Source organism: Streptomyces sp. NPDC016677, from assembly GCF_055562815.1.
This window is the reverse complement of the sequence record NZ_JBVHEO010000004.1, coordinates 348,354-367,188: the sequence shown is the minus strand read 5'-3', so window position 1 is coordinate 367,188 and position 18,835 is coordinate 348,354. Positions and strand designations below refer to the sequence as shown.

The 18,835-nt window shown below is 70.6% G+C and carries 14 protein-coding genes; 3 read left to right on the top strand and 11 right to left on the bottom strand.

All coding sequences use genetic code 11. The features are described 5' to 3' along the window. Positions 1–158: 158 nt before the first annotated feature. Positions 159–1,376 (top strand): thiolase family protein, encoded by a 1,218-nt coding sequence (locus ACZ3IG_RS15045; protein WP_467432143.1) that lies wholly within the window; start codon positions 159–161, stop codon positions 1,374–1,376. Further along, entirely contained in the window at positions 1,373–3,502 is a 2,130-nt protein-coding gene (locus tag ACZ3IG_RS15040; RefSeq protein ID WP_467432142.1) for a 3-hydroxyacyl-CoA dehydrogenase NAD-binding domain-containing protein, read from the top strand. Before ACZ3IG_RS15045 ends, ACZ3IG_RS15040 begins: the two co-directional genes overlap by 4 nt. 76 nt (positions 3,503–3,578) lie before the next feature. Here the strand turns inward: ACZ3IG_RS15040 and ACZ3IG_RS15035 are convergent, their stop codons facing one another. Beyond that, complete coding sequence (locus ACZ3IG_RS15035) at positions 3,579–4,595, bottom strand: DUF8189 domain-containing protein (RefSeq protein ID WP_467432140.1); 1,017 nt, start codon at positions 4,593–4,595, stop codon at positions 3,579–3,581. A gap of 80 nt (positions 4,596–4,675) precedes the next feature. Here ACZ3IG_RS15035 and ACZ3IG_RS15030 point away from each other — a divergent pair, with 80 nt between their 5' ends. Continuing rightward, on the top strand, positions 4,676–5,053 hold the full coding sequence (locus tag ACZ3IG_RS15030; protein WP_467432137.1) for an NTP pyrophosphohydrolase: 378 nt from the start codon (positions 4,676–4,678) through the stop codon (positions 5,051–5,053). Positions 5,054–5,108: 55 nt separating this feature from the next. Here ACZ3IG_RS15030 and ACZ3IG_RS15025 read toward each other — a convergent pair whose 3' ends face one another. From ACZ3IG_RS15025 to ngcE, 10 genes are all read right to left on the bottom strand, one after another. Continuing rightward, on the bottom strand, positions 5,109–6,536 hold the full coding sequence (locus ACZ3IG_RS15025) for an ArnT family glycosyltransferase (RefSeq protein ID WP_467432135.1): 1,428 nt from the start codon (positions 6,534–6,536) through the stop codon (positions 5,109–5,111). 26 nt (positions 6,537–6,562) lie between these two features. Then, positions 6,563–8,059: an amino acid permease gene (locus tag ACZ3IG_RS15020; protein WP_467432134.1), complete on the bottom strand. Its 1,497-nt coding sequence runs from the start codon at positions 8,057–8,059 to the stop codon at positions 6,563–6,565. A 139-nt stretch (positions 8,060–8,198) separates the two neighbouring features. Next, positions 8,199–10,121 (bottom strand): 1-deoxy-D-xylulose-5-phosphate synthase, encoded by a 1,923-nt coding sequence (gene dxs, locus ACZ3IG_RS15015; protein WP_467432132.1) that lies wholly within the window; start codon positions 10,119–10,121, stop codon positions 8,199–8,201. Between the two features lie 203 nt (positions 10,122–10,324). Then, on the bottom strand, positions 10,325–11,608 hold the full coding sequence (locus ACZ3IG_RS15010) for a sugar ABC transporter permease (protein ID WP_467432129.1): 1,284 nt from the start codon (positions 11,606–11,608) through the stop codon (positions 10,325–10,327). Beyond that, positions 11,605–12,396: an ATP-binding cassette domain-containing protein gene (locus tag ACZ3IG_RS15005; RefSeq protein ID WP_215171171.1), complete on the bottom strand. Its 792-nt coding sequence runs from the start codon at positions 12,394–12,396 to the stop codon at positions 11,605–11,607. Before ACZ3IG_RS15005 ends, ACZ3IG_RS15010 begins: the two co-directional genes overlap by 4 nt. A gap of 175 nt (positions 12,397–12,571) precedes the next feature. After that, positions 12,572–13,675: an ABC transporter substrate-binding protein gene (locus tag ACZ3IG_RS15000; RefSeq protein WP_467432463.1), complete on the bottom strand. Its 1,104-nt coding sequence runs from the start codon at positions 13,673–13,675 to the stop codon at positions 12,572–12,574. 133 nt (positions 13,676–13,808) lie between these two features. Beyond that, on the bottom strand, positions 13,809–15,020 hold the full coding sequence (locus ACZ3IG_RS14995; RefSeq protein ID WP_467432126.1) for an ROK family transcriptional regulator: 1,212 nt from the start codon (positions 15,018–15,020) through the stop codon (positions 13,809–13,811). 136 nt (positions 15,021–15,156) lie between these two features. After that, positions 15,157–16,023 (bottom strand): carbohydrate ABC transporter permease, encoded by an 867-nt coding sequence (locus tag ACZ3IG_RS14990; RefSeq protein ID WP_467432124.1) that lies wholly within the window; start codon positions 16,021–16,023, stop codon positions 15,157–15,159. A 3-nt stretch (positions 16,024–16,026) separates the two neighbouring features. Then, entirely contained in the window at positions 16,027–16,953 is a 927-nt protein-coding gene (locus tag ACZ3IG_RS14985; protein WP_467432121.1) for a carbohydrate ABC transporter permease, read from the bottom strand. 26 nt (positions 16,954–16,979) lie between these two features. Beyond that, complete coding sequence (gene ngcE, locus ACZ3IG_RS14980) at positions 16,980–18,476, bottom strand: N-acetylglucosamine/diacetylchitobiose ABC transporter substrate-binding protein (RefSeq protein WP_467432119.1); 1,497 nt, start codon at positions 18,474–18,476, stop codon at positions 16,980–16,982. Positions 18,477–18,835 lie beyond the last annotated feature (359 nt).

The following is an 18,835-nucleotide window of genomic DNA, read 5'->3' as shown; positions in this document are numbered from 1 at the left end:
TGCGCCGGGACCCCGTGCTGACGCCGCGTGGCTCAACCGCTCCCCCGAAGAGGTGTGACCTGCGCCGCTGTACCCTCTGGGACTGGGCAGCTACGTTACTGGTAAGTAGCATGGCTTGAGCAAGCGCTCAGCGTCCCGCACCCTGGAGGAGAGCCATCGTGCCTCGTACCGTCAGGGACGTCGTCTTCGTCGACGGCGTCCGCACCCCGTTCGGCAAGGCGGGCCCGAAGGGCATTTACCACGAGACCCGTGCCGACGACCTGGTCGTGAAGGCGATCCGGGAGCTGCTGCGCCGCAACCCGGGCCTCGACCCCAAGAAGGTCGACGAGGTCGCCGTCGCCGCCACCACGCAGGTCGGTGACCAGGGACTGACCATCGGCCGCATGGCCGGCATCCTCGCGGGCCTGCCGCAGTCGGTGCCCGGTTACGCCATCGACCGGATGTGCGCGGGCGCGCTGACCGCCGTCACCACGGTGGCCGGGTCGGTCGCCTTCGGCGCGTACGACGTCGCCATCGCCGGCGGTGTCGAGCACATGGGGCGGCACCCGATGGGCGAGGGCGCGGACCCCAACCCGCGGTTCGTCTCCGAGAAGCTGGTCGACGAGTCCGCCTTGTTCATGGGCATGACGGCGGAGAACTTGCACGACCGCTACCCGGGCATCACCAAGCGCCGGGCCGACGAGTACGCGGTGCGCTCCCAGGAGAAGGCCGCCAAGGCGTACGCCAACGGCAAGATCCAGGCCGACCTGGTGCCGGTGTCGGTACGCCGTACCAACCCCGAGGCCGGTGAGACCGGCTGGGGCCTGGTCACCGCCGACGAGCCGATGCGACCGGGGACCACGCTGGAGAACCTGGCCAACCTCAAGACGCCGTTCCGGGTGCACGGCCGGGTCACCGCGGGCAACGCGGCCGGTCTGAACGACGGCGCCACCGCCTCGATCATCGCCAGCGAGGAGTTCGCCCGGGAGAACGGCCTGCCGGTCAAGATGCGGCTGGTCGCCTACGCCTTCGCGGGCGTCGAGCCCGAGGTGATGGGCTACGGCCCGATCCCGGCGACGGAGAAGGCCCTCGCCCAGGCCGGGCTGTCCATCGACGACATCGGCCTGTTCGAGATCAACGAGGCGTTCGCCGTCCAGGTGCTCGCCTTCCTGGAGCACTACGGCATCGCGGACGACGACGAGCGCGTCAACCAGTACGGCGGCGCCATCGCCTTCGGTCACCCGCTCGCCTCCTCCGGCGTCCGGCTGATGACCCAGCTGGCCCGGCAGTTCGAGGAGCAGCCGCACGTCCGCTACGGCCTGACCACCATGTGCGTCGGCTTCGGCATGGGCGCGACGGTCGTCTGGGAGAACCCGCACTTCGAGGGGGACAAGTGAGCACCACCGCTGAGCTGCTGAAGGGTGCGGCCGAGCTGTTCCCCGGCGAGGTCGTCACCCAGGCACACGTACGTCATCTCGACCTCCCCCTCGGTGCCGGGCGCTTCGCGCTGATCACCCTGGACAACGGTCACGACCACACCAAGCCGACCACCCTGGGCCCGCAGTCGCTGGCGAACATCGACGCCGCCATCGACCAGGTCGAGAAGGAGGCCGCGGACGGCGACATCGTCGGCGTCGGCGTCACCGGCAAGCCGTTCGTCTTCGCCGTCGGCGCCGACCTCAAGGGCGTCGAGCTGCTGAAGCGGCACGAGGACGCGGTCGCCATCGGCAAGGGCGGCCACGACGTCTTCAAGCGCCTCGGCAAGCTGGCCGTGCCGACGTTCGCGTACTACAACGGCGCCGCGATGGGCGGCGGCGTGGAGATCGGCCTGCACTGCGCGTACCGCACGGTCTCCTCGGCCGTCCCCGCGTTCTCGCTCCCCGAGGTCTTCCTCGGCCTGGTCCCCGGCTGGGGCGGTTGCACGCTGCTGCCGAACCTGATCGGCGCCGACAAGGCCGTGACGGTCATCATCGAGAACAGCCTGAACCAGAACCGGCAGCTCAAGGGCAAGCAGGTCCACGAACTCGGCATCGCGGACGCGATCTTCGAGGGCGCCGACTTCCTGGAGCAGTCGCTGACCTGGACGGCGGCCGTCCTCAAGGGCGAGATCGCCGTCGAGCGCCCGGCGATCGACCGCGGCGAGGGCTGGGACCAGGCCGTCGCACGCGGCCGGTTCATCGCGGACTCCAAGGTGCACGGCGCCGCCCCGGCCGCCTACCGCGCCCTGGACATCATCGCCGCCGCCAAGGACGGCGATCTCCAGGCCGGCTACGACGCCGAGGACCAGGCCCTGGCCGACCTCATCATGAGCGGCGAACTGCGCGCCGGGCTCTACGCCTTCAACCTCGTCCAGAAGCGCGCCAAGCGCCCGGCGGGAGCGCCGGACAAGAACCTGGCCCGTCCGGTCACCAAGGTCGGTGTCGTCGGCGCCGGTCTGATGGCCTCGCAGCTCGCGCTGCTGTTCCTGCGCCGCCTGGAGGTGCCGGTCGTGCTGACCGACATCGACCAGGAGCGGGTCGACAAGGGCGTGGGGTACGTCCACGCCGAGATCGACAAGCTGCTCGGCAAGGGCCGGATCAACCAGGACAAGGCCAACCGGCTCAAGGCCCTGGTGACCGGCGTGCTGGACAAGGCCGAGGGCTTCGCGGACGCGGACTTCGTCATCGAGGCCGTGTTCGAGGAGATCGGCGTCAAGCAGCAGGTGTTCGCGGAGGTCGAGGCGGTCGCCCCGGCGCACGCGATCCTCGCCACCAACACCTCCTCGCTCTCCGTCTCCGAGATGGCGTCGAAGCTGAAGCACCCCGAGCGGGTCGTCGGCTTCCACTTCTTCAACCCCGTCGCCGTGCTGCCGCTCCTGGAGATCGTGCGCGGCGAGCGGACCGACGACGCGTCGCTGGCGACCGCGTTCGCGGTGGCCAAGAAGCTGAAGAAGACGGCCGTACTGGTCAAGGACGCCCCGGCGTTCGTCGTGAACCGCATCCTGACCCGCTTCATGGGCGAGATCCAGAACGTCATCGACGAGGGCACGCCGGTGGCCGTGGCGGAGCAGGCGGTGGAGCCGCTCGGCCTGCCGATGTCCCCGCTGGTCCTGCTCGAACTGGTCGGCCCGGCGATCGGCCTGCACGTCTCGGAGACGCTCAACAAGGCGTTCCCGGACCGCTTCACCGTCTCCCCCAACCTCAAGGCGGTCGTCGAGGCGGGCAAGCGCGGCTTCTACGTCTACGACAGCGGGAAGCCCGAGCTGGACCCGGAGGTCGCCGCGCTGCTGAAGCAGGGCGACACCGTCCTGACCGAGGAGCAGGTGCGCGACCGGGTGCTGGACGCGGTGGCGCAGGAGATCGGGCTGATGCTCGACGAGGGCGTCGTCGCCGAGGCCCAGGACATCGACCTGTGCCTGATCACCGGTGCGGGCTGGCCCTTCCACCTGGGCGGTGTCACGCCGTACCTGGACCGGGCGGGCGTCGCCGCGCGGGTGAACGGCAAGCGGTTCCTGGAGCCGGGCGTGGCGAGCGTCCCGGCGTAGGCGCGACGCCAAGAGGGGGCGGGCCGAACACGGCCCGCCCCCTCTTTTTCCCTTCGGCCCCGGTCGGGGTCCTCGCTCAGACCTCCTGCCAGGCCCGCAGCGCCAGGCCCGGTTCGTCCTTGCGGCGGGACAGCAGGAGGCGGCCGGTCGACGGGGAGAGGGTCGCCGCCACCACCCGGTCCGTCTCGTCCACGGCGAGGGCCAGTTCCGTGTCGTCGGTGAGCGCGGGGCCGGACCCGGTCCACCAGGCGCCCGCCGCCTCCTGCTCGGTCGGATAGGCCGCGAAGGCCACCCGGCCGTCGGCCGACCGCTGTCCCAGCAGCGTGCAGTCGTGTCCCTCGATGACGCAGCGCACGGCGGCGGCCGGGCCGGGCCCCGCGGCGGCGACCAGCGGGACGGGCACGCCGCCGGGGCGCCAGGCGCACAGGGTTCCAAAACCGTCGGTGAAGAACACGGTGGTGTGCTCGGCGGAGGTGGCCAGCGCCCGGAGCGTGCCGGGGCGCACGGTCGCCTCGGTCCGCGCGTCGAGGATTGGCCGCGCGCCGGGCTTCTCCTGCCGCCAGTGCAGCAGTACGCCGTCGGCGGCGGCGTACAGCTCGACGAGGCCGGACTCCCCCGTGACGGCGGCGGGTTCCTCCTGGGCGTCCGCTCCCCCGAGGTCCTGCCAGGGCTCCCAGCCGCCCTTCTCCTTCTGCGCCAGCACACTCATCCCGCCGCCCGCGTTCCGGACGAAGACATGGGCGCGGCCCTGCGCGTCGACGGCCACGGCGGGCGTCCCGGTGCGGGCGCCCTTCTTGTCGGGGTGGCCGACCGGGCTCCAGTCCAGCGGGGCGAGCCGGGGCCGGAAGTGCGTGGAGTGCACCAGCCCGGACTGCCCCCGGCCGGTGGGCCGCCAGGCGACCAGATGGGCGTACCCGTCGGCGCCGACGCCGACCGCGAGGCCGGGGCGCAGCTTCTGGTCGCCGCCGATCCGGCGGGGGGCCTCCCAGGGGCCGTCGGGCCCCAGCTCGGCACGGCACAGGATCGCGTCGCCCGACGGCAGATAGACGCAGAGGCGGCCGTCGCGGCCGCGTAGGAGCCAGTCGCCGTTCACCCGGTTCACTCTAAGCGGCGCGGCCCGGTCGGTACCGGCCGGGTGGGATCGGGCCGGCCCGGCCGTGGGACCCTGACGGTATGGAGGACTGCGCCCCGCTGCTCGTGATCGTCGACGCCGCCAACGTGGTCGGGTCGGTGCCCGACGGCTGGTGGCGGGACCGGCGCGGCGCCGCCGAGCGGCTGCGGGACCGGCTGGCGGCGGACGGGGTGCCGGGGCACGCCGGACCCGTGGAGATCGTGCTGGTCGTCGAGGGCGCGGCCCGCGGGGTGGCGTCCGTGCCCGGCGTACGGGTGGAGGACGCGCCCGGCAGCGGCGACGACCACATGGTCGACCTGGTCGGGCGGGCCGGCGGGCGGGCCGTGCTGGTGGTGACCGCCGACCGGGGACTGCGGCGCAGGGTCACGGAGTCGGGGGCGGAGGTGGCGGGGCCCCGGACGGTGCGGCCGCGGGGCTGAACCGCCCGACGGCCGGTCAGCGGGGCCGGAGGCGTGTGCCGCCCCGCGGCCCGGCTCAGCGGCGCCGCGTCCTGACGTACAGCACCGCCCCGTCGACCGTCCCCGCCTCCTCGTAGCGGGCCGCGAGGAGCCGGCGCAGGGTCGGCAGGTGTTCCGGGGCGTACGGGGCGCCGCGCGAGTCGTCGACGATCAGCGCCGGTGGGCGGGCCGCGGTCTCGCGCCGGAAGACGTCCCAGGCGCCCGCGACGGCCTGCCGTTCGCCGACCCGGGCGCCGGAGCGGCCGCCGCTGTGGTTGGTGAGCAGACCGGCGGTGAGGTAGCGGGTGGCGGGGGTGCGGTCGGCGAGCCAGTACGTCTCCGGGTGTATGCCCCACACGAGTACGCGCTCGCCGGGACCGGTGGCGCGGGCGGCGGCGTCGGCCAGCCGCCGCGCGTGGTCCAGTTCGGCGCGCGGGGCGGACAGGCCCCAGCCGAGGAACAGCGCGCAGCAGCAGGCCGCGACGAGGACCGCGCGGGCGGTGCGCTCGGGGGGCTGGGTGCGCAGCGCGGCGGTCGCCAGCAGGGTCAGCGGCGGCAGCAGCTGGAGGTAGTAGTGGCCGAAGAAGTGCAGGCCGGTGGCGACCGCCCCGGCCGACGCGGCGAGCCACACCCACAGGCCGGCGCGGCCCGGCGCCCGGCGGGCCAGCGGTGGCAGCAGCGCGGCGCAGCCGACGGCGAGGACGGCCGCGTTGCCCAGGGCGCGGCCCAGGACATGCGTCCAGGAGCCGGAGAACGACGCGTAGGAGCCGGAGCCGGTGACCGTCCAGAAGAGGAAGCCGGACGGGTCGGTGGCGAGGGCGGCGCCCAGGACGGGAGGTGCGGCGCCCGCCGCCAGCCGCAGCAGGGGGCCGCGCCGTGGTCCGCTGAGCCACAGCACCGGCAGCAGGACCGCCGCGCCGGTCTGCTTGGCCAGGAAGGCACCGGCGACGGCGGCCCCGGCGGCACCCCAGCGGCGGCGGTCGGCGCACCACAGGGCGGCGGCGGTGCCCGGCAGTATGAACACCTCGAACGTGGCGGCCTGGGCGTCCTCGGGGTTGAGCCCGACGGAGACCAGCAGGTACAGCACCCCGGCGGTACGCCCGGACCCGTCGCCCCAGCGGCGGCGGGCCAGCGAGGCGAGGAGGACGGCCGTGGTGAGCTGGGCGAGGACGGCCAGGACGCGTACCGGCGTCAGCGACTCCGAGCCGGCCAGCGCGAACGCGCCCTCGTACAGCCACGGCACCAGCGGCGGCTTGCGGTCGACCACCGTCTCGTAGAGCCGGCCGCCGTCCGCGAGCAGGCGGGCCTGTACGGCGAGATAGCCCTCGTCGGGGTTCCACAGCGGGCGGGCGAAGGACGGGAGGCGGGTGAGGCAGACCAGCAGCGCGAGCAGGGGCAGCAGGCGGGTCCAGTAGCCGCTCCGCGCCCGCGGTGCGGACACGGAGGGTGACGGGGAGAGCGGCACACCCGCACGTTAGCGGCCCCGCGCGGTCACCGGCTGTTGCCGCTCTCCGTCTCGCCGCGGCCCAGCCGGCTGTGACCGCGGCCGTAGAGGAAGTAGACGACGATGCCGATCGCCATCCAGATCCCGAACCGCAGCCAGGTCTCGGCGGGCAGGTTGAGCATCAGCCACAGCGAGGCCGCCACGGAGACGATCGGCAGGACGGGCACCAGCGGGGTGCGGAAGGCGCGGGGCAGGTCGGGGCGGGTGCGGCGCAGGATGATCACGCTGAAGGCGACGATCACGAAGGCGAAGAGGGTGCCGATGTTGACCAGCTCGGCGAGTTCGCTCAGGGAGGTGAAGCCGGCGACGATCGCGATGACGACGCCGAGCAGGATCGTCGGGCGGTAGGGAGTCTTGAACTTGGGGTGGACCCGGGAGAAGAAGCGGGGCAGCAGTCCGTCGCGGCTCATGGCGAAGAAGACCCGGGTCTGGCCGAGCAGCAGGATCATGCAGACGGTGGTCAGGCCGACCGCCGCGCCGAAGCTGATGACGCCGGCGAAGAAGGGGTGCCCCGTGGCCTTGAAGGCGTCGGCGAGCGGGGCGTCCACCGACAGCTCGCTGTAGTGCTGCATGCCGGTGACCACGACGGACACGGCGACGTACAGGATCGTGCAGATGAACAGGGAGCCGAGGATGCCGCGGGGCATGTCGCGCTGCGGGTTCTTGGTCTCCTCGGCGGCCGTGGCGACGATGTCGAAGCCGATGAAGGCGAAGAAGACGATGGAGGCGGCGGTGAAGATGCCCATCACGCCGAAGTTGGCGGGCGCCCACCCGAACAGCAGCTGGATCAGGGGCGAGTGCAGTCCGCCGCCCGCCTCGACCTCCTGCGACTTGGGGATGAACGGGTCGTAGTTGGCGCCCTTGACGAAGAAGGCCCCGGCGATGATGACGATGAGGACGACCGCCACCTTGATGGCGACGACGACCGAGGTGATCCGGGCCGAGAGCTTCATGCCGAGGACGAGGATGGCGGTCAGTACGAGGACGAGGGCGGCGGAGAGGATGTCGAAGCCGAAGCCGTCGGCGCCGTCCCGGCCGCCGAGGTAGTCCGGGAACTGCCAGCCCGCGTTGTCCAGCAGCGAGCGGATGTACCCCGACCAGCCGACGGCCACCACCGCCGTGCCGAGCGCGAACTCCAGGACCAGGTCCCAGCCGATGATCCAGGCCGGCAGCTCGCCCAGCGAGGCGTAGGAGAAGGTGTACGCCGACCCGGCCACCGGGACCGTGGAGGCGAACTCGGCGTAGCACAGGGCGGCCAGCGCGCAGACCACGCCGGCGACGACGAAGGCGAGGGCGGTGGCGGGTCCCGCGTTGTTCTTGGCGACCGTGCCGGTCAGCACGAAGATGCCGGTGCCGATGACGACGCCGACGCCGAAGACGGTCAGATCGAGCGCGGACAGGGATTTCTTGAGGGCGTGCTCGGGTTCCTCGGTGTCCTGGATGGACTGCTCGATCTTCTTCGTCCGGAAGAGGGTGCTGCTCACGGGACCTCCCACGCTGGTCGCCCTCGGCATGATCGAAGGGGGCGCGGTACGTATGCCCCGGCGGGCGTGGATCCACGCGGACGGGCCGGTCCCGCCACCGCATCGGGTGGCGGGACCGGCCCGTCGGAGCCGTCGCGCGTCAGTCGCGGGTGGCCTCCACCGCTTCGGCGCCGGCCCGCTCGTACCGGCCGTCCAGCTTGGCGACCAGTCCGGTGACCTGGCGGGCGATGTCCGGGGCGGTCAGCCCGATCTCGGCGAGCACCTCGGCGCGGGAGGCGTGGTCGAGGAAGCGCGGCGGGATGCCGAAGTCCCGCAGCGGTACGTCGACGCCCGCGTCGCGCAGGGCCTGGGCGACGGCGGAGCCGACCCCGCCGACGCGGGAGTTGTCCTCGACGGTGACGACGACGCGGTGCCGCTCGGCCAGCGGGGCCATCGCCTCGTCCACCGGCTTGACCCAGCGCGGGTCGACGACGGTGGTGGTGATGCCCTGCTTGTCCAGCAGGTCCGCGATCTCCAGGCACATCGGGGCGAGGGCGCCGACGGAGACCAGGAGGACGTCGGGGCGCTCGCTGCCGGGCTCGCGCAGGACGTCCATGCCGCCGACGCGGCCGACGGCCGGCACGGCGGGGCCGACGGCGCCCTTGGAGAAGCGGACCACGGTCGGCGCGTCGTCGACGGCGACGGCCTCGCGGAGCTGGGCGCGGACCTGGTCGGCGTCGCGCGGGGCGGCGAGCCTGAGGCCGGGAACGACCTGGAGGATCGACATGTCCCACATGCCGTTGTGGGAGGCGCCGTCGGTGCCGGTGATACCGGCCCGGTCCAGGACGAAGGTCACACCGCACTTGTGCAGGGCCACGTCCATCAGGACCTGGTCGAAGGCGCGGTTGAGGAAGGTGGCGTAGACGGCGAAGACCGGGTGCAGACCGCCGTGGGCGAGGCCGGCCGCGGAGACGGCGCCGTGCTGCTCCGCGATACCGACGTCGTACACGCGTTCGGGGAAGCGCTTGGCGAACTTGTCGAGGCCGACCGGCTGGAGCATCGCGGCGGTGATGGCGACGATGTCCTCGCGCTCGGTGCCGAGCTTGACCATCTCCTCGCCGAAGACGGAGGTCCAGTCGGCGCCGGAGGTGGAGATCGGCAGGCCGGTGTCGGGGTGGATCTTGCCGACGGCGTGGAAGCGGTCGGCCTCGTCCGCCAGGGCGGGCTGGTAGCCGCGGCCCTTCTCGGTGAGGCAGTGCACGATGACCGGGCCGCCGAACCGCTTGGCCCGGGTCAGCGCGGACTCCAGGGCCTCGATGTCGTGGCCGTCGATCGGGCCGACGTACTTCAGGCCGAGGTCCTCGAACATGCCCTGCGGGGCGATGAAGTCCTTCAGGCCCTTCTTGGCGCCGTGCAGGGTGTCGTAGAGCGGGCGGCCGACGACCGGGGTGCGCTCCAGGAGGTCCTTGCCGCGGGCCAGGAAGCGCTCGTAGCCGTCGGTGGTGCGCAGGGTCGCCAGGTGGTTGGCGAGGCCGCCGATGGTGGGGGCGTAGGAGCGCTCGTTGTCATTGACGACGATGACCAGGGGGCGGTCCTTGGCGGCGGCGATGTTGTTCAGCGCCTCCCAGGCCATGCCGCCGGTGAGCGCGCCGTCGCCGATGACGGCGGCGACGTGCCGGTCCTGTTGCAGGATCTCGTTGGCCTTGGCGATGCCGTCGGCCCAGCCCAGCACGGTGGAGGCGTGGCTGTTCTCGATGACGTCGTGCTCGGACTCGGCCTGCGCGGGGTAGCCGGACAGGCCGCCCTTCATCTTCAGCTTGGAGAAGTCCTGCCGGCCGGTGAGCAGCTTGTGCACGTAGGACTGGTGGCCGGTGTCGAAGAGCACCTTGTCCTTCGGTGAGTCGAAGACGCGGTGCAGGGCGATGGTGAGCTCCACCACGCCGAGGTTCGGGCCGAGGTGGCCGCCGGTCTTGGACACGGCCTCGACGAGGAAGGTCCGGATCTCCTGGGCCAGCTGGTCCAGCTCCTCCAGGCTGAGCCGGTCCAGATCGCGCGGTCCCGTGATGCGGGTCAGCAGCGGCACCCGTGCCTCCTTGCAGTAGAGCTGTTGCCGGGCCTGTCGAGTCTAATGTTCCGCTCCGGTGGTCGGTGTCCGGGCGGTGCGTCGTACGTCACGCGTTCGGCTGTACCCACCACGGGCCCCGGCTATGGCAGGAGCTGTGACACGGCTGTGCCCGGTACCGCCGTTGGTACCGGGCACAGGTCCGTTCAGAAGCGGCGGTGACGCTAGGCGCGGCCGGCCGTCTTCTGGGTCTTGCGGGTGACCGCGTCGATGACGACCGTGGCCAGCAGCACGCCACCCGTGATCATGTACTGGACCGGGGAGGCGATGCCCTCCAGGGCCAGGCCGTACTGGATGGAGACGATGACCATCACACCGAGCAGCGCGTCCCAGGTGCGGCCCCGGCCGCCGAAGAGGGAGGTGCCGCCGATGACGGCCGCGGCGATGACGTTCATCAGGAACTCACCGGTGCCCGCGCCCTGGTTGGCGGAGGCGATCTTCGACGCGACGAACAGGCCGCCGATCGCGGCGAAGGTGCCGGCGATCGCGAAGACCGAGATCCGCACCAGCTCCACGTTGATGCCGGCCCGGCGGGACGCCTCGACACTGCCGCCGAGCGCGAAGACCTTGCGGCCGTAGGCGGTGCGGCGCAGCACGAAGTCGGTGAGCAGCAAGAACGCCAGGAAGATCACCACGGCCAGCGGCAGGCCCTTGTACTGGTTGAAGACGAACGCCACGACGAAGGCGAGGACCGCCAGCAGCACCGTACGGACGATGATCTCGCTCAGCGGCCGGGAGGGCACCCCGGCGGCCTCGCGGCGGCGGTTGCCGAAGTACGCGGAGAGGAAGTAGCCCGCGGTCACGACGACCGCCAGGCCGTAGGCGGCGGCCACGTCGCTGAAGTAGTAGCTGGTCAGGTTGACGACGATGCCGTCGGCGTCCAGGTTGATGGTGCCGTTGTCGCCGAGTATCCGGAGCATGAAGCCCTGCCAGAACAGCAGGCCGGCCAGGGTGACGGCGAAGGCCGGGACGCCGATGCGGGCGAAGACGAAGCCGTGGATGGCGCCCGCCACCGTGCCGGTGAGGACCGCCAGCACCAGGGCCAGGATCTCGTTCATCCCGTGCGTGATGTTCAGCACCGCGAAGGTGGCGCCCGCGACACCGCTGACCGAGCCGACCGACAGGTCGATCTCGCCGAGCAGCAGGACGAAGACGATGCCGACGGCGATCAGGCCGGTGCCGACCATGGCGACCGACATGTCGGAGAAGTTGCCGGCGGTGAGGAAGTTGGAGTTCAGGCTGGTGAAGATGGCCCAGATGACCAGCAGGCCCACGACGACCGGGAGGGACCCGAGGTCGCCGGCCTTCATCTTGCGCTTGAACTCGCTCCAGTAGCCCGCGAAGCCCTGTTCGCGCACCAGCAGGCGGGGGTCGACCGCGGGGACCGCCGCGGCGGCGGTCTTCTCCGCCGGCTCGGTGGCGGCGGCGGAGGTCTTGTCGATGCTCACTTCTGGATCTCCCCATTGGTGCGCGCCGCACGACGGGTCACGGCGTTGTCCGTGGCGCCGGTGATGGCGGAGATGATCTCTTCCTGGGAGGTCGACTTGACCTCGAAGATGCCGTTGTTGCGGCCGAGGCGCAGCACGGCGACCTTGTCGGCGACCGCCTTCACATCGGCCATGTTGTGGCTGATGAGGATGACGGCGTGGCCGCGCTCGCGCAGCCGCTCGACCAGGTCGAGGACCTGGGCGGTCTGCTCGACGCCGAGGGCGGCGGTGGGCTCGTCGAGGATGACCAGCTTGGGCTCGCCGAGCATGGAGCGGGCGATCGCCACGACCTGGCGCTGACCGCCGGAGAGGGAGGCGATCGGGATGCGGACGCTGGGGATGCGGATGGAGAGCGTGTCCAGCAGCTCGCGGCTGCGGCGCTCCATCTCCACCTCGTCCAGGACGCCGCGCTTGCGGATCTCCCGGCCCAGGTAGAGGTTGCCGACGACATCGATGTTGTCGCACAGCGCGAGGTCCTGGTAGACGGTCGCGATGCCCAGGTTCTGGGCGTCGTGCGGCTTGTTGATGGTGACGGCCTTGCCGTCCCACTCGATGGCGCCTTCGTCGATGGGATGCACGCCGGCGATCGTCTTGACCAGCGTGGACTTTCCGGCGCCGTTGTCGCCCACCAGGGCGACCACTTCACCGGCGTGGACCTCAAGCTCTACGTCGGTGAGCGCCTGGACGGCACCGAACCGCTTGGAGACCCCGCGCAACGCCAGCACGGGCGTAGCGGACACGTGAACCAACTCCTTCGCCGCCTGACCCGGCGGGAGGTTGTGCAGAAGTTTGGGGGGTGGTCCGTCCGGCGCCCCGCCTAGCTTGCGGGGCTGATGGGTGCGGGGCGCCGGAGGAGCTGGGGCAGCCGGTCCCGGGCGCGTGTCACGCGCCGCGGGAGACGGGGCTGCTCAGGGGCGGGGCTGCTTAGCTGAGGCCGGCCTTGGAGCAGGCGGAGGCGTACTTGCCGGCGCAGATCTCGTCCACCGTGTAGAAGCCTTCCTTCACCACGGTGTCCTTGATGTTGTCCTTGGTCAGGGAGACGACCGGGACCAGGACGGTCGGGATGCCCTTGGTGGTGGCGCTGTCGGACTTGCTGGTGGCGAGGGAGTCGAGCGACTCGCCCTTGGCGAGGGCGACGGCCATCTCGCCCGCGGTGGCCGCCTCCTGCGGGTAGGACTTGTAGACGCTCATGTACTGCTCGCCGGTGAGGATGCGCTGCACGCCGTTGAGCTCGGCGTCCTGGCCGGTGACCGGGATGTCGTCGATGCCGGCGGCCTTCAGGGCGGTGATGATGCCGCCCGCCATGCCGTCGTTGGCGGAGTAGACGCCGATGATCTTGTCCTTGCCCAGGGCGGAGATGGCGCCCTCCATGTTGGCGTTGGCGTTCTCCGGCTTCCACTCCTTGGTGTCGTAGGAGCGGCCGATGTTCACCTTGCCCTTGAGGACGGAGAGCGCGCCCTCCTTGAACTGGGCGGCGTTCGGGTCGGTGGAGGAGCCGTTCATCATGACGATCTGGCCGTCCTTGGCCTGGTCGCCCAGCGCCTCCAGGAGCGCCTCGCCCTGCGTCTTGCCGACGGTCACGTTGTCGAACGAGGTGTAGGCGTCGATCGGGCCCTCGGCCAGGCGGTCGTAGGCGACGACCGGGATGCCCTGGTCCTTGGCCTTCTTGATCGAGCCGGCGATGGCCTTGGAGTCGACCGCGTCCACGATCAGCACGTCGACCTTGTTGGTCACCATCGTGTCGACCTGCTGCGCCTGCTGGCTGGCGTCCTGCTTGGCGTTGGCGTAGATGACCTCGCCCTTGTTGTTCGTCAGCTCCTTGACCTTCTTCTCGATCAAGGGCTTGTCGAACTTCTCGTAGCGCGCGGTCTGGTTCTCGGGAAGGAGCAGACCGACCTTGATGGCGTCGCCCTTCTTGGCGGAGTCGTCCGACGAGTCGGCGTTGTCTCCGGACTCCTTGGCGCTGCCACAGGCGGCGAGTGAGACGGCCATCGCGGTGGCGGCTACGGCAACGGCGGCACGACGCATACGCGTGTTCACTTCAGAAACCTCCCTGACGAGGCCGCGTCGTTGCGGCCGAGGTGGCTGGAAGTCAACTCGGCCACACGTGCGACGTCAAGAAGTAAATCCTTAACGAGATGGCAACGGTGCCATCCGTTCTCTAAGTGAAGACGGGGGTCGCGGCGGACAGACCGCCGGCCGCGCTGCCGTCCAGCAGGGTCGAATCACCCATCTCGCTCAGGGCGAGGGCGAGCGCGCCGAGCACCTCGGCACGGCCGCCAAGTGCCCCCGGGAGCACGGAGAGTTGGCGTCCGGCGCTGGGGATGGCGTAGCGGCCCACGGACTCCCGGATGGGGCCGAGGACCAGCTCGCCGGCCTCGGCGAGGTCGCCGCCGAGGACGACCCGGCTGGGGTTGAGCAGGTTGCAGAGGTTGGCGACTCCGCTGCCGATGTGCCGGCCGACGTCGGCGACGACCCGGCGGCAGCCCGGGTCGCCGTCCCGGGCCATCCGCACCACGCCCTCCATCGTCAGACCGGTGCCGTGACTCGATCCGAGCAGCGGCAGCACGTACCGCGCGGCGGTGAAGGTCTCCAGGCAGCCGCGGTTGCCGCAGCGGCAGACCGGGCCGGCCTCGTCGAGGGTGATGTGCCCGATCTCGCCCGCCGTGCCGCCGGGCCCCCGGTAGATCTTGCCGTTGATCACCAGCCCGGCGCCGACACCGCTGGCGACCTTGATGTACGCCAGGTCCCGCACCCCCCGGCCGCTGCCCCAGACCAGCTCGCCGAGGGCGCCGAGGTTGGCGTCGTTGTCCACGTGCACGGGCACGCCGAGCCGCCCCCGCAGCTCCTCGGCGGGCCGGGTGCCGCCCCAGCCGGGCAGGATCGCGGTGGACCCCAGCGTGCCGGATTCCACGTCGATCGGGCCCGGCACGCCGAGGCCCACGCCGGCGATCTTGGACCGGTCGACGCCGGTCGCCTCGATCAGTCGGCTGACCAGCTGTTCCGCCCGGTCGAAGCCCTGTGCCGAGGAGGCGTCCACGTCCAGCGGCTCGGACTCCTCGGCCAGCACCTGGTGGGCGAGGTTGCCGACCGCCACGCGCAGGTGGGTATGGCCGAAGTCCACCCCGATCACGATCCCGGCGTCGCCGCTCAGCGAGACGCTGCGGGCCCGCCGGCCGCCCGCCGAGGTGGGCGTGACCTCGACGGTCCCGCCGTCCTTCAGTTCCCGGACGATGTTGGAGACGGTCGCCGCGGACAGCCCCGTCGTCCTCGCGATCTCCGCCTGCGTGAGCGACCCGGCCAGCCGTACGGCGCGTACGACCCTCTCCAGGTTGGCTCGGTGCAGCGACGACTGCGACCCCGGAGTCTCCACGACGACCTCCTGCGCCGGGGCCGCGTCGACGAGACCCCGTCCATGTCCAACTAGTGAACTCTAAGCTGAGCCGTTCGGGTCGCCTCCCGTCAAGAGGTTGAACCGCATCCGGGTGCCCGCGCCCTCCGCGCGGCGGTCACTTCAGGGCGCCGGCGGTCAGCCCCCGCACCACCTGCCGCTGGAAGAGGACGTACGCCGCCAGCACCGGGAGCATCGCCATCACCAGGCCCGCGAACAGCCCCGACCAGTCGCCCTTGTACCCCTGGCTGACCGCGAGCTGCACCAGGCCCTGGGTGAGGACGTGCTGGTCCGGGTCGGTGTTCAGCACGGTCGGCAGCATGTACTGGTTCCACTGCCCCAGGAAGTTGAAGATCCCCACGCTGATCAGCCCCGGCTTGGCCATCGGCAGCATGACCTGGAAGAACGTCCGGGTGTGCGAGGCCCCGTCGACGAACGCGGCCTCCGCCACCGAGGTCGGCAGGGTGCGGAAGAACGCGGTCAGGAAGAACACCGTGAAGGGCAGCGAGTAGGCGATGTAGACCAGGATCAGCCCGTGGACGGTGTTCAGCAGCCCCATGTTGTCCACCACGTAGAACAGGGGGACCAGCGCGAGCATGATCGGGAAGCTCATGCCGCCGACGAACAGGAAGTAGACGAACCGGTTGCCGGGGAAGTCGAACCGGGCCAGGACGTAGGCGGCCATCGAGCCCAGGACCAGGGTGCCGATGAGCGAGCCGCCCACCACCAGGACGGTGTTGAGGAAGTAGTCGCCCATGTGGGCGTGGGTCCAGGCCCTGGACCAGTTGTCGAAGTGCAGGGTGTCCGGCAGCGACCAGGGCGAACCGAAGATCGACGCGTCGTCCTTGAAGGACGTCATCACCGCCCACACCAGCGGCAGCACCACCATGACCGCCCAGATGACGAGGATGCCGTGGGAGAAGACGTCGAGGGCGCCGCCGTCCTTCTTCGCGCCCCTCCGGGCGGGGGTGTCGGTCGTCTTCATCGTTCAGTACTCCAGCCGCTCGCGCCGGCCCAGCCGCATCACGACGGCCGCGAAGGCCAGGGTGACCACGAGCAGGGCGACGCCGATGGTGGTGGCGTAGGCGGCCTGACCGTCCCGGAACGCCTTCTGGTACACGTACAGGACCATGACGGTGGTCGAGTAGTCCGGTCCGCCGGGGCCGACGGTCATGATCTGGACGACCGCGAAGGACTCGGCGCCGAGCGCGAGGATGCCCATGTAGACCCAGCCGGACTGCACGGTGTCCCACAGCAGCGGCAGGGTGACCCGGAAGAACGTGGTGGAGCGGGTCGCCCCGTCCAGCAGCGCGGCCTCGTACAGCTCCACCGGGATGGAGGCCATGCCGGCGGAGAAGAGGACCACGAAGAAGCCGACCGTGGACCAGACGAGGACCGCCATGACACACCACAGGGCGAAGTCCGGGTCCCCGAGCCACAGCGGCTGGACGGAGTCCAGGCCGATCCCGCGCAGCAGGGAGTTGACCGCACCGCTGTCCGGGTTGTACGCGAACTGGAACAGCAGGGCGACGATGGCGATGGACAGCACCTGCGGGAAGAAGTAGACGATCTTGTAGAAGGCGGAGCCGCGGACGCCGGAGACCACCGGGCCGCCCTTCCGCTTCCGCCCGCCGACGTTGATCATGAAGGAGAGGAAGAGCGCGAGGCCGAGCGTCGCCAGGGGGACGAGCAGCGCGAAGAGCACGCTGTGCCACAGCGACTTCCAGAAGACGTCGTCGTCGAGCATCCGGGCGTAGTTGTCGAAGCCGACCATCTCGAACTCGGGGCTCAGTCCCGTCCAGTCGGTGAACGAGTAGTAGATGGACTGGACGAACGGCCAGACGACGAAGAGGGCGTAGATCCCCAGCGGCAGCGCCAGGAACCCCACGATGAACCGGTACTTGCCGTGCTGCATTGCCAACCGACCCCGATCCGGCGTCCCTACTGATGCTTGTAGTGCTTGATCGAGGGGTCCTTGGCCGTGTCGTCGGCGTAGCCCTGGATCTTCTTGACGGCCTCGGCGGGGGTGAGCCGGCCGGCCATCATCTCGCCCAGGCAGCCGACGCCGATCTGCTCCTTATGGAGCTTCACGTACCAGTCCTGGATGCGGGGGTTGACCACGTTGTCGCCGGCCAGTTCGAGGGCCGCGACGCCGGATTCCAGGCCGGGGGTCAGCTCGATGCCGTCGGTGCCGCCGTTGTAGGCGGAGAGCGACTTGACCTTGGAGGTGAAGTTCTGCGAGGAGGCCTCGCTGAGCATGATGCGCAACTGCTCCATGCCGCCGGTGCCGTTCTTCGCCTTGGCGGGGACGATGAACGGCTCGCCGCCGGAGGCCCAGACGGTGCCGAAGGGCAGCTTGTCCGAGGAGTCCAGGCCGGAGGGGGCGGAGACGGTCACCCCGAAGTCGCCGGGGATGACGTTCGCCGACTCGTTCTCCACCCAGGAGCCGTTGGGCAGGAACAGGGCGTCGCCCTTGGCCCAGGCGGTCTGCGACTGGACGTGGTCCAGACCCGGGGTGCCCCTGAGGACGTACCCCTTCCGGTACAGCTCGTAGTACGCCTCGAAGCACGCCTTGACCGCCGGGTGCTTCCAGGCGTTCGGCTCCAGGTGGTCGATGGCGTCCAGCACCTCCACGCCGCCGACCTTGGCGATCATCGGGTAGAGCGAGAAGGGGATGTAGTACGGGTACTTGCCCGCGTACGTCCAGCCCGCCTTGCCCTTCTTCTTGGCCTTGGCGCAGACCGCGAGCATCTCGTCCCAGGTCTTCGGGTACGCGGCGTCCAGCGAGTCCAGCGCCTTCTGTGAATACCAGACGCCGTAGACGGTGTAGGCGTAATAGAAGACCCAGACCTTCTCCCCGTCGAACTGGCCCATTTCCACGATGCCGGGGCGCAGGGTGTCGCGGACCTTCTTGTCCGGGTCGTCGTAGGAGGGGGCGTCGAGCAGCGGGGTGAGATCGGCGAGCTGCTTCTTTCCGACCAGGACGCCCATGTCCATCTGTTCCGCGCCGGAGTTGTCGATGAGGTCGGGCGGGGTGCCCTGGTTGAAACGGGGCTGGAGCGTGGTCTGGATCTTCTGGGTGGCGGAGAACTTCACGGTCGCGTCGGGGAAATTCTCCTCGTAGATCCTCACCGCGTCCTCGGCGTACTCCGTGCCGAATCCACCGTCGAAGAGGACGAATTCCAGCGGGGCGCCGTGGTTCACGCCGAGCGGGTTCTCGGCGGTCTTCTCGCCCGCCTCCGCCTTGTCCTGGTCGTCACCGCCGCCACCGCTGGCACAGGCGGACAGGAGACCCGTCGCGGGGACGGCGAGCAGGCCGAGCGCGGTGGCCCTCTTGATCAGGTCGCGGCGGCCAGTGCCCGCGCGGGTACCGGTGCTGTCGGGCGTACTGGCGTTCTCGGCGGCGGTACCGGTGTGCTCGGCGGAAGTGGATCCCATTGCTCAAGTCCTCGCCTTCTCCAGGACTCAGGCGGTGAACCGGATCCTCCCGGCACCGCGTTCGGTCTCGCTGGGTCGTGCAGGCAGTGCGGATCTCGCGTGTTCACAACGCTCCGGTGGCCGACAGGTATAGTCCACTTCCCGGCGGCGGAGCAAGATCGAACGCAAGGTTGGCCACGGGTCTTTTCCGAGTTGAGATCTGGCGGACATGTGCGGGGCCTGTGAGCAGCTTGCCGGAAAAGTCCGCGACATAAACCCCGAACGCCGCGACCAACACCCTTGACATCACCTGCCACTTGACCCACTACTGGACCCTGCGCACACGAATTGACAACGTTGTCCGGCGTGCAGGGAGGGTC

Excerpts from the sequence above, each read along its gene's own strand:
- ACZ3IG_RS14985 (WP_467432121.1), bottom strand. The coding sequence starts at position 16,953 with ATGCAGCACGGCAAGTACCGGTTCATCGTGGGGTTCCTGGCGCTGCCG.
- ACZ3IG_RS14990 (WP_467432124.1), bottom strand. The coding sequence starts at position 16,023 with ATGAAGACGACCGACACCCCCGCCCGGAGGGGCGCGAAGAAGGACGGC.
- ngcE (WP_467432119.1), bottom strand. The coding sequence starts at position 18,476 with ATGGGATCCACTTCCGCCGAGCACACCGGTACCGCCGCCGAGAACGCC.
- ACZ3IG_RS15000 (WP_467432463.1), bottom strand. The coding sequence starts at position 13,675 with ATGCGTCGTGCCGCCGTTGCCGTAGCCGCCACCGCGATGGCCGTCTCA.
- ACZ3IG_RS15030 (WP_467432137.1), top strand. The coding sequence starts at position 4,676 with ATGGAGGACTGCGCCCCGCTGCTCGTGATCGTCGACGCCGCCAACGTG.